The organism is Baaleninema sp., assembly GCF_049974805.1.
Taxonomy (GTDB): Bacteria; Cyanobacteriota; Cyanobacteriia; order Cyanobacteriales; family Geitlerinemataceae; genus Baaleninema.
Map to the genome: position 1 here is coordinate 17,409 of NZ_JBNGCO010000058.1, position 11,472 is coordinate 28,880.

At 54.9% G+C, this 11,472-nt stretch carries 8 protein-coding genes; 3 read left to right on the top strand and 5 right to left on the bottom strand.

The window, feature by feature from the left end; all coding sequences use genetic code 11:
• Both ACP5D4_RS12505 and ACP5D4_RS12510 read left to right on the top strand, forming a co-directional pair.
• The coding region (locus tag ACP5D4_RS12505; RefSeq protein ID WP_428011955.1) for an ATP-binding protein at positions 1 to 1,425 on the top strand (1,425 nt) is incomplete at its 5' end.
• 199 nt (positions 1,426 to 1,624) lie between these two features.
• Complete coding sequence (locus ACP5D4_RS12510) at positions 1,625 to 3,349, top strand: potassium channel family protein (RefSeq protein ID WP_428011956.1); 1,725 nt, start codon at positions 1,625 to 1,627, stop codon at positions 3,347 to 3,349.
• Here ACP5D4_RS12510 and ACP5D4_RS12515 read toward each other — a convergent pair.
• From ACP5D4_RS12515 to ACP5D4_RS12535, 5 genes are all read right to left on the bottom strand, one after another.
• The gene (locus ACP5D4_RS12515; protein WP_428011957.1) at positions 3,324 to 3,773 is read right to left on the bottom strand and encodes a GNAT family N-acetyltransferase; all 450 of its coding nucleotides are present in this window, start codon (positions 3,771 to 3,773) and stop codon (positions 3,324 to 3,326) included. The genes ACP5D4_RS12510 and ACP5D4_RS12515 overlap by 26 nt on opposite strands.
• Positions 3,774 to 3,812: 39 nt before the next feature.
• Entirely contained in the window at positions 3,813 to 4,247 is a 435-nt protein-coding gene (locus ACP5D4_RS12520) for a hypothetical protein (protein WP_428011958.1), read from the bottom strand.
• A gap of 126 nt (positions 4,248 to 4,373) precedes the next feature.
• Positions 4,374 to 5,264, bottom strand: coding sequence for a 50S ribosomal protein L11 methyltransferase (prmA, locus tag ACP5D4_RS12525; protein WP_428011959.1), 891 nt, complete (start codon positions 5,262 to 5,264; stop codon positions 4,374 to 4,376).
• A gap of 102 nt (positions 5,265 to 5,366) precedes the next feature.
• The gene (gene serA, locus ACP5D4_RS12530) at positions 5,367 to 6,950 is read right to left on the bottom strand and encodes a phosphoglycerate dehydrogenase (RefSeq protein ID WP_428011960.1); all 1,584 of its coding nucleotides are present in this window, start codon (positions 6,948 to 6,950) and stop codon (positions 5,367 to 5,369) included.
• A gap of 242 nt (positions 6,951 to 7,192) precedes the next feature.
• Entirely contained in the window at positions 7,193 to 8,335 is a 1,143-nt protein-coding gene (locus ACP5D4_RS12535) for a quinone-dependent dihydroorotate dehydrogenase (RefSeq protein WP_428011961.1), read from the bottom strand.
• Between the two features lie 121 nt (positions 8,336 to 8,456).
• Between ACP5D4_RS12535 and ACP5D4_RS12540 the strand changes: the two genes are divergently transcribed.
• Positions 8,457 to 11,402 carry a GAF domain-containing sensor histidine kinase gene (locus tag ACP5D4_RS12540; protein ID WP_428011962.1) on the top strand — a complete coding sequence of 982 codons (2,946 nt, stop codon included), beginning with the start codon at positions 8,457 to 8,459 and terminating at the stop codon, positions 11,400 to 11,402.
• Positions 11,403 to 11,472: the final 70 nt, after the last annotated feature.

Here is an 11,472-nt window from a genome sequence, read left to right on the forward strand (position 1 = left end):
CCCATCACCCCATCACCTCATCACCCCATCATCCCATCACCCCATCACCTCATCACCCCATCATCCCATCATCCCATCACCTCATCATCCCATCATCCCATCACCCCCTCTCCCATGCTTTCTTCTCCCGACATCGCCACCGTCTACCGAGCCTGTAATCCCAGTCAAACCCTGAACGTCAACCATCCCGACGAACGGGCGTATTACATCAACTTAGCCGTGGCGCGGGGAGGAGACATCACCAACGAACTCGACGCTAACATTACGCTATTTTCCCCCGACGAACCCACCTGTCAACTACTGGCGGGACATATCGGCTGTGGGAAATCGACGGAACTGTGGCGGTTGCAATCGAGTTTGCAAAATCAGGGATTTCACGTGATTTATTTCGAGTCGTCGCAGGATCTCGATATGGCGGATCTCGATGTGGGGGATATTTTACTGGCGATCGCCCGTCAAACCAGCGAAAACCTACCGCAAGTATCCAAAACCCAGACTTCAGGGACGTTGGTGTCCATGTTAGAAAGAGCCAACCAGTTACTAACGACGGAAATTCCGGCGATCGAAACCGACAGTTCCGAAAAATCGGGGTCTCTGCGTCACCAACTGCGGCGGTTGAGCCAGAAAATCCACGGACGTCCGGACTTGCGGGGACAACTGCGTCAATATCTCGAACCTCGGATTCAGGGATTTCTCGACGCTCTGAATCAGGAATTAATCGAACCGGCGATCGCGGATTTACGAGAACAGGGAAAACAGGGATTGGCGATTTTGGTGGACAATCTCGATCGCATCGAGATGACTCAAAAACCCTGGGGACGCCCGCAACCGGAATATTTATTCGTCGATCGCGGCGATCGCCTCTCGAAACTCAACTGTCACGTCGTCTATACTATTCCGCTGAGTTTACTCTTTTCCCGCGAACTCAGCCGCGTGACTCTTTCTTTTGGAATCGATCCCAAAGTCTTACCGATGGTGTCCGTAAAACGCCGCGACGGACGCCGTTTCGCCCCCGGAATCTCCCTCTTGCGTCAAATGCTGTTAGCGAGAGCCTTTCCGAAACAGTCTCCCCAAGAGCGTTTGAGGTTGATTCCCCAACTGTTCGATCGCCCCCAAACCCTCGATCGCCTCTGCTACGCCAGCGGGGGTCACGTCCGCAACTTACTGCGGTTGTTCCACCGTCAAATCGAGAAACAACAAGCCTTTCCCCTATCTCGAGCCAGTTTAGACGCCGCCATACAGGAACGTCGCGATCGACTGTTACTTTCTTTAACTCCCGAAGAACGAACCCTACTCAAACGAGTCGCCCGCGAAAAACGCATCGACAACAACGAAGCTTATCGCACCCTCGTCCGCAGTCTGTTCGTCTTCGAGTACCGCGACGACAACGGCGCCTGGTTCGACGTCAACCCGCTTTTACAGTGAACAGTGGTAGGGTGCATGACTTGAAAACTCGGGTGTCGCAATGAAACCGAAAAATCGTCACGCACCGCCCCCGATCGTCCTCTCATCCCCTCACCTCCCGTGTACCGCGATACAGCAAAATAGTGCAAGACGATCGAAAATAGCCAATTAGCTCGATCGACCCCTCGATCGACCTGCTGGCTCACGCTCGATCGCCAACATGAAACCCCGAATTATCGTTTGTGGATTGGGTCGCACGGGATATAAAATCTTTTGCCTGTTGCAACATCAAGGTATCCCCGTCGTGGGAATCGGTCGGACGCCTTTACCCAACCATCCTGAAAATGTCATCGTCGGCGATTTACGATCGACCTCGACGTTGCTGGCGGCGGGGGTCCAAAACGCTCAAACCCTGATTCTCGCCAGTGCAGACGAAGCCCTCAACTTAGCGGTGTTGGTGCAAGCTCGCCTCATCAACCCCAAGATTCGCATCATTAACCGCCTGTTCAACCATCGCCTCGGCGAACGGCTCGACAACACCCTCGCCGACCATACTAGCCTCAGCGTCTCTGCCCTAGCCGCTCCCATTTTCGCCTTTGCCGCCTTCGGAAGTCGAGCCATCGGACATCTGCGACTGTTCCATCGAACCTGGTTCATCCACGAAGAATACATCCACGACTTGCATCCGTGGAAAGATCGCAGTCTCGACGAACTTTGGGACGATCGATCGCGGATGTTGATTTATTACCTGTCCGCCAACGATCGCGTCGATCTCGTGTCCGGCGTCGTCAACCAACAGCCGTTGCAAGTGGGAGATCGTCTCATCGTCGCCACCAAACCCACCGTTCGGCTCGATCGAAAATCCCTGTTCGATCGCCTCTCCACCTTCCTCAACTGGCTCAAAACCCTCCGCCAACAAATTCAATCCACCGTCGCCGTCACCTTAGTTCTCCTCGTGACCATTTTTATCGCCACGGTGACGTACACTGCCATTAACCTCGAAACCACCTTCGTCGATGCCCTGTACTTCTCCGTCGGCATGATTACAGGTGCCGGAGGAAACGAAGAAGTTGTCGAAGCCGCCCCCGACGCCATCAAAGTCTTTACCGCCGTGATGATGCTCCTCGGAGCCGGAGTTATCGGCATCGCCTACGCTCTTCTCAACGACTGGGTTCTCGGCACGCGCTTCCGCCAACTCTGGTACGCCACCCCCGTCCCCGAAAAAAAACACTACATTATCTGCGGTTTGGGCGGAATGGGCATTCAAATCGCCAAATACCTGCAAGATAACGGTTACGACGTGGTGGTTGTCGAACGCGATCCCAACAGTCGCTTTCTCAGTACCGCTCACAGCCTCAAACTCCCCGTCATCCAAGGCGACGCCAAGCTTCCCGACTGTCTCGAATCCGCCAACATCCACCGTTGTAACGCTCTCTTCGCCGTCACCAGCGACGACATGACCAACCTCGAAATCGCCCTCACCGCCAAGGGTTTAGAGCCGGGGTTGCGGGTGGTTGTCCGAGACAGCGACTCGAATTTTGCCATTATGGTACAGCAGGTGTTCGAGTTCGATGCCGTTCTCAGTCCGACGGAACTCGCAGCCCCCTCCTTCGCCGCTGCGGCGTTGGGGGGTCAGATTTTCGGCAACGGTATGACGGCGGGGAGTTTGTGGATTGCCCTGTCAGCGACGATTACGCCAGAACATCCTTTTTGGGGACAGCGGGTGAAGGCGGCGGCGTCGAAGGGGGATTTCGTTCCGTTGTACGCGGAAACGCAAGGGAAAACTATCCACGGTTGGGAGTTGTTAGATCTCGAGTTGCGGGTGGGAGACGTTTTGTATTTGACGATTCCCGCCACTCGTTTGGAACAGTTGTGGCGAACGACGCCGAATCTGGAGTCAAACGGGACGATTTCGCCTTTTAAGAGTCAGAGTAAGAGCCATTGAGGGCAATTTCCATGTAAACGTGGGGAATTCCCGCTTCCTCGAAGGGGTCGCCGTGGATTTGGAAGCCTAGTTGTTCGTATAGCGGTGCAATGTAGGCTTGGGCGTTGATGACGACGCGGTGCATTCCCTGTTGTTGGAAACTCTCGAGGGCGTATTGCATCAGTTGACGTCCGATTCCCCGTCGCCGCATTTCGGGAAGAACTGCTAGGCGTTCGATTTTTCCGGTGTGGGGTGCGATCGCCCTCAAGCGAGCGGTTCCGGCTGGGGTATCGCCCCAAAACGCCAGCAGATGGGTGGCGGCGGCGTCGAGGCCGTCGAATTCCAATTCTGGGGCGATGTTTTGTTCGAGTTGGAAAACTCGGGTTCGGATCGGGTGGATAATGTCGATGTTTTCGCGATAGCCAACAGTTTCGATCGACAGCATAGGGACAACGAAAAACAAACGCTCAAAAACGACGGATTTCTAAGAGTTTTGATTCGAGTTTTTTTCCGGCGCTTTCTTGTAATTCGACTCGGAATGTTGCTGGTCTAATTGTTCGGAAAGACTGTTCCAGTCCGCTTCGTTAGTCAACCATTTATAAACGGGTATTTTTTCAAACTCACCGTCTTGTTTGACGTACAATCTATTATCTTCGATTTTCAAACTATTCCAAGATTTAAAAGAATAATTTCGGTCAACTTTGCCGATTAAAGTATATAAAATAAATTCGTTTTTAGAAACCGTAAAATACTTGTTTTTTAAAAATAAAACGCCACCGAACAAGGTCACTAAACCCGACATCAAGCTAAACGGAAAATCCCCCTGAAGCCCCACTACAAAGGAATCCATCGCTACAGCCACCGATGCTAACACTAGAGTAATTCCCAGCGATCGCTTATATCGAACTTTGATTTCCATAATTTTAATGGGATTTTTAATGGGATTTTATATAGAATCACCGTTATCAATCGACAATTTTTTGGAATTTGAAATGACCGTTCTCAATGATGAATTTTCAATGGTTAATTTTCAAGGATTAATTATCTAAGATCGTCGAATATTAAAACAACACCATTCGCCCCGTTTCCAAAGCGTTGCCACGACCCAACCGTGCTGTTCCAAAACATCCGCCATCGGCTTGGCTTGTTCGAGGAGAACGCCGCTAATAATCCCCCAAGTCTCGGGTTTGGCGAGAACGTCCATTTTGGGAACTAATTCAACAATAGTTTCGGCGAGGATATTGCAAAGAATCCCGTCTACGGGGCTGCCGGCCAGTTCGATCGCGCGATCGAGACTGCCTTCTTCCACCACCATCACATCCGAAGAAATCCCATTTAACTCTTGATTCGATCGCGCCGCGCGAACCGCCAACGGATCGATATCCACCGCATAAATCTTACTCGCGCCGAGGAGCGCCGCGCCGATGGACAAAATCCCCGAACCGCAGCCGATATCCGCCAACACCGGCTGGCTGTCATCGATACCGACGCGCATTTCCAGCGACTCCAAACACAACTGCGTCGTCGGGTGCGCTCCCGTTCCGAACGCCACCCCCGGATCGAGTTTGAGAACGATGCGATCGCCCGCCTCCGGAGGCGGCAACCAGGCCGGATGAATCGTGAATCGATCGCCAATTTCCGTCGTTTCCCAATGCTGCTTCCAGCTACTCGACCAATCTTCTTCCTCAATTAAATGCCATCCCGTCACCGGGGGCTGCATCTCGATGGCAATCGCATCTTGACGCAACCATAGGGACAACGCCGCCAAATCCAGCATTTCGGCCTGTTCCTGGGGCAAATACGCCCGCACCAAACAGGAATCGTCTTTCGTTTCGCTGGCCATGCCGCGACATCCAAAACTCTCCAACCGCCAGAAAACCGTGTCTTCCAGGGACGGATCGCCGAGGACTTGAATTTCCCACCAGCTATTACTCATCTCGATTCCACTTCCTGCACCGTTGCCCTCGTTTGGCGTCGTGGCGGCAAGGCCGAAAGTCGAACCCGTCGCCCTCCAACCTTGCCGAAACCTCCGAGTCTCCTACAGTTGAACCGTGTAGGCGTCCCGAATTCCGGGAACTTTCATAATTTCCTCTAAAATCCCTTCCGGTAAGGGATCGTCGAGGCTGAGAACCATCACCGCGTCGCCGCGAACGATTTTCCGTCCCACTTGCATACTGGCGATGTTGACATTAAAACTTCCCAGCAGCGAGCCGATTTTCCCGATAATCCCCGGCATATCCCGGTGACGGGTAAACAACATATGTTGAATCGGCGGCACGTTGATGGGGAAGTCGTCCACGTTAGTAATGCGGATTTCGCCGTCTCCGAGAAGCGCCCCCGTCACCTTATGTTCGCCGAGGGAACCTTTCGCTTCCAAATGCAGCGAATCAGTGTAATCGCGAATCGAGGCGTCGCGAGTTTCCACAACTCGAATGCCCCGTTCCTTGGCTTCGATGCTGGCGTTGACGTAGTTCACGCGCTCCCGCAGTGCCGGAGACAGCAGCCCTTTCAACGCCGCGATGACGATCGGTTTGCTTTGTTGGTCGGCCAAATCCCCTTGCATGCGCACCGTCAGAGAATCCACGCGACCGCCGGCCAGTTGTCCGACCATCGTACCCAGCGTTTCCGCCAGTTGCAGGTACGGACGCAACTTGTCCAGGGCGTCGGGGTACAGACCCGGAATGTTGACCGCAGACCGCGCCGGGAGACCCAGCAGGACATCGCGAATTTGTTCGGCCACGTCCACGGCCACGTTCACTTGAGCTTCGGCGGTGGAGGCGCCCAAGTGGGGGGTCAGAATCAGGTTTTTACCCACCGCACGCAGGGGAGAATTTTCTTCGAGGGGTTCGTTGCCGAATACATCTAAGGCGGCCCCGGCGATGCGATCGTTTTCCAGGGCTTCAGCTAAGGCCGCTTCGTCGATGAGTCCGCCCCGCGCGCAGTTGACGAGGCGCGTGGTCGGTTTCATTTTCGCCAGCGCCTCCCCGTTAATGAGGTTGGCGGTTTCCGGCGTTTTCGGCACGTGCAGGGTGATGTAATCGGCTTCGCGGAACAGGACATCTAATTCCACTAAGCGACAGCCGATTTGTTCGGCCCGTTCGGTGGAAATATAGGGATCGTAAGCCATGAGCTTCATGCCCATCGCTTTGGCGGCGGCGGCTACGTGGGAGCCGATTTTACCCAAGCCAACGAGTCCGAGGTTTTTTTTGTAAACTTCTGCCCCGATAAACTGTTTGCGGTTCCACTGGCCGCTTTTGACGGACTGGTTGGCGGCGGGAACGTAACGAGACAGGGAGAGCATCAGCGCCAGGGCGTGTTCGGCGGCGGCGATCGTGTTCCCTTCGGGGGAGTTGACGACGACGATGCCTTGACGAGTGGCGGCTGGGACATCGACGTTATCGACGCCGACGCCGGCGCGACCGATGATTTTGAGCTGCGTCCCCGCTTCGATAACCTCTTTGGTCACTTGCGTTCCCGAGCGAATCATTAAAGCGTCGTATTCGGGAATCGCTTGCACCAGTTCGTCTTGGGACAGCCCCGTTTTCACGTCGACTTGTGCGACTTGCGAGAGAATATCGAGTCCGGCGCGATCGACTGAATCAGAAACAAGAACTTTTGGCATAGTTGGCAGCTTCGTACAAACAGAAAACGACTTCTCCCTACAAGTCTGGCGTGTTGTAGGGAGTCGGGGACTGAGCCATTAACGAGTTTTTGTAATAAAAACGACGTCCCGCACTTCGCTCGGCGGTAGGGCGAAAGGACTAGGTCCGGCGTCCGCGAACGGCGGCTCCACAGCCCGCCCGCCGTTAGCCATTGTATCGGGAAAGTTGCACGGCAACGCGCTCGATCGAGATTTTCTTGAGATTAGCGGCGGTGAGACAGTCCCACGGCTTCGCTGATGTGGTTCAATCCCAACTCGTCTAATTTCTTCAGCAACCCCGACAAAATTTGTTTGGGCAGCAAGGGGCCGTGGTAAATCCATCCGGTGTACAGTTCCAGCAAACTGGCGCCGGCGGTAATTTTTTCCCAGGCGTCCTCGGCGCTCATCACGCCACCCGTTCCGATGATGGGTAGTTTTCCTTCGGTTTTTTGCCAGATGAGGGAAATGACTTCGGTCGATCGCGATCGCAACGGCGCCCCGCTGACGCCTCCGGCTTCTTCCGTCACGGGATTTCCCGTTTTCGCCAACACCTGGGTTTTCAGTCCCGCTCGCGAAATGGTGGTATTGGTGGCGATAATTCCTGCCAGGTCGAGATTTTTAACTAACTCGAGAACGTCGGCGATCGCCCCCTCATCCAAATCCGGAGAAATTTTGACTAGAATAGGCTTAGCATTACGGTTTTCTTCTTTCAGGGTGCTGACGATCGGTTCGAGTTGCGATGGCGACTGTAGCGACCGCAAACCTGGCGTGTTGGGCGACGAGACGTTAATCACGAAATAATCGCCAAACGCCTCGAGGTGGTGAAAGCTCTCGCGATAGTCTCCAGCCGCCTCCTCTAAGGGGGTAATTTTCGATTTGCCCAAGTTGACGCCGATGGGAATCGAAGGTAAATGCGGCGATCGCACTCGTTCGATGTTCTTTGCGACCTCGATCGCCCCACTGTTGTTAAAACCCATGCGGTTGAGCGCCGCCCGGTCTTCCACGAGGCGAAACAGTCGCGGCGGTGGGTTTCCCGGTTGGGCGTGCCGCGTCACCGTCCCCAGTTCGGCGAAGCCAAAGCCCAACGCACCCCAAAACTCCCCGATTTCGCCGTTTTTATCGAAGCCGGCCGCCAAACCCAAGGGGTTGGGAAAGTTGAGGTTCCAGAGGGTTTGTTGGAGGCGTTCGTCGTGAAGGCAGAGGGTTCGTTCGAGCTGCGATCGCGCGACGGCCGCCCAAGCCGGCGGTTCGGAAACGGCCGCCTCTCGCGACAACTGCATCAGAGTGCGAACGAGCCAGCGATGCCCTCGTTCGGGATCGACACTCGCAAAGACGATCGGCTGTACGACTCGTTGATATAAATCCATCGAATTTTCCGGAGAACGAACCTGACGACGCTGTTTTTAAATTGTGACGTTTCAATCGTGACATTTTTCATCGTGACATAGATTGTCCTGGCGCAGGTCAACGGCTGACGCGACCTCACTGATGTTTCCCGACCGGACGGACTGGCCAACCTGTCACGCCTACGACGATTCCGAACCCCTACCCGCCATTATGCAGCACGCACAGACGACGCTCGACCAACAACAACTGATTGCCCTCGGTCGCACCCTTCAAACGTTACGGGAAGAAGAAGAGATCGATATTTTGGTGCGGACGACCCTCGACTACCTCAAGTCGGAATTTGACTATCCCCTGATTTGGATTGGCTTGTACGATCGCCTCAGACACCGCTTGCAGGGTATCGGCGGAACGAGTCCCAACGGAACGGATAAGCTGATGCGCCAACAGTTCGCCCTCAGTCCCGGCGACATTATGGAACAGGTGGTCATCCAACAACGGGGCGCCACCTTCGCCGACTTGCGGGAGGAAACCCGCGCCGGAGAATGGGGAACGGTGGCGAAACAATTGGGGGTTCAGGGAACGGTGGTGTTGCCCCTCTGTTACCGCCATCTCTGTTTCGGTGTCGTTCTCTTGGGTTCGACCTTTTGGGGACAGTCCCCCACCGCTGACGATCGAACTCGTTTGTCAATGGTATTAGGGGAGCTGGCAACAGCACTATACCAACAGGATTTGGAACAGCAGCGGCGCAGCGTCAAACGCCCTCACGAACCGCTCTTGTCGATGATGTCGCAGTTGTCGGAGACCGTCGCCCTCGACGATCGCTTAAACGTTATCGTGGATACGACGCAACAGTTTTTGCAACCGACCCGCACTCACGTTTACTGGTTCGAGAGCGATCGACAGTTGTTTTGGTTGCGCTCCCGGGCCAGTTCGACGACGCGGCGACGGGGCGATAACGACGAAGCTTCGGAAATTCCCCTTTCGGAATTCGGCGGCTTCTACAAAGCTTTGACGGACGATCGCGTGGTGGCCATCGGCGAGGCCTATTCCTCTTTGAAAGCAGACGCCACCAGCCGCTTGATGTACCAAATTCGGGCGAGATCGCTCCTGGCGGCGCCGATTCTGTTTCGCGGCAACCTCCTGGGCTTTCTCTCGGTCGAAGGCAGCGAAGCCCGCATTTGGTCGGAGGAGGAAAAACAGTACGTGCGCGGTGCGGCGCAGTTGGTCGCCCTCACCACCCCCCTCTCAGACCTCCAAGAACGGATGGACGCTATCGAGCGCGATCGCGATTTGACGGTGGGACTGACGCAAACGGTGGCCGGTTCTGACGATACCACCGCCACGCTAGAATCCTACGCCGAACGGCTGTGCGATCGACTCGAAGCTAAACGGGTGTCGGTGTTGTCCGCCGATTTGCAAACCAATCAGTTCGAGGTGGTTTACGAATATCCCTCGACGGCAGGATCGCCCTTTGAGTCGGGGGTTCCGCCCCTATCCTTTGTGGATTGGCAACTCCTCGAACGGAGCGAAAACGCCATCGCCATCGAAGCCTGGGAACTCAACTCGGACAGTCCCACGAATTCCAGCTTCGACGGCGCGGGGGATATGCGCTTGACGGCCTGGCAACCGGCCTTTGTGGAAGCGGGTCTCAAGGCGTTGTTAATTGGCAATACTACCCCCGGCCACCTCCCAGAAGCGTTGTTGGTGGTCTCTGGAGAAGGACCCCGAACCTGGACGGTGGGAGACCGAGAACTCGTCACCCTCGCCAGTCGTCAGGTGGGCGCGTTGTTGCGTCAGTGGCAGCTTCAGCAGAAAAACCAGCAGCATCAAACTCTCGTTAAGGAACTCTGCAACGGCTCGAAAGAACTCATCGATTCGCAGAGTTTGGACGACCTCGAAGATCGGCTGCTGGCTCGCTTGGGGCGCCTGTTGAAGGTGCCGTTTCTCTCGTTGGTGACCTGGAAACCCGGGGCGAAAACGGGATATGCAAGCGCAGTCTACGTGGGCGACCCGCAATATTCGATGTCGGGAAGTCCGACGATTTCTCTTAAGAAGGATAAGTTGATTCTTAAGGCGCTCTCGCGAGAGGGACTTGTCGGTCCGGTGCCTCTGGAACGGCTTCCCGCCTCCAGTCAGCGGTGGTTGTGTCATTTGACTTCGTTGAACGTGCGCGCTTTGGCTTTGCGAACGACACCGGGGGCGAAGCCGACTTCGGTGTTGGTGGTGGGAGATTATCGCAATCGACCCTGGGAACGCCCCCAATTGGAGGCGTTGCAGTTGTTTGGGATGCAGTTGGCTTGGGGACGGCGGACTTGGCTGTTGGGCGATCTGGCTCTGGGCTTGCGCGATCGATTGGAACCGCTGAATTGGTACAAGCAACGTCGGTTTGAGGAGTTGTATCGATCGCTCTTGGCCCGAATGAAGCAGTTGAAACCGTTACAGGAGACGATGGGGACTTCGCAAATGTCCTCGTTGCAACAGGTGCGCTACGAGGAGATTTGGCGGGAACTCGAGCAGAATTTGACTTCGGTAGGACAACTGTTGAAACAGGAACAGTGGGAGTTACAGCCGAAGGAGGAGGGAATTTCCATCGTCAAGCTGTTTAAGCAAGTTCTCGATCTTGTGGAACCGACGGCGGAAAAACGACAGATTTGGATGCAGGTTCACCGGGAAGGAAACGTGACGGTTTACGCCGACCCCCGCCAACTGTCTATTGTCTTTTACGAGGTGTTGACCGCCGCCTGTCGCCGCTCTCAAGTCGGCGATCGCATCGATATTTGGTATCGTCCCCTGGCCTCTGACCCCGGCAATTTTCTGGAACTGTCGGTGACGGATAACGGATCGATCGATTCGAGGCTCTTGAAGGAATTTCAACGACGCACGACCTCGGAACTTCAAGGCTGTCGCGACGCTCTGGCTACTTCGTCCCTCGATCGACCCCCCGGACTGCGATTTCTGATTTTCCAACGGCTCATGCGCCAAATGGGTGGGGATTTCTTAATCGAGAAACTCGATGACGGTCGGATTGTCAGTCGCCTTTTGGTGCCTTTGTCGGCCAACGCTTCCACCGCCAATACATCGGGATAATTACCATATTTTTAGGTAGGGCTTGCTGAAAAGAAGTGAAAAGCTTACGGCGTAAGGCTTAGAGGAGTCT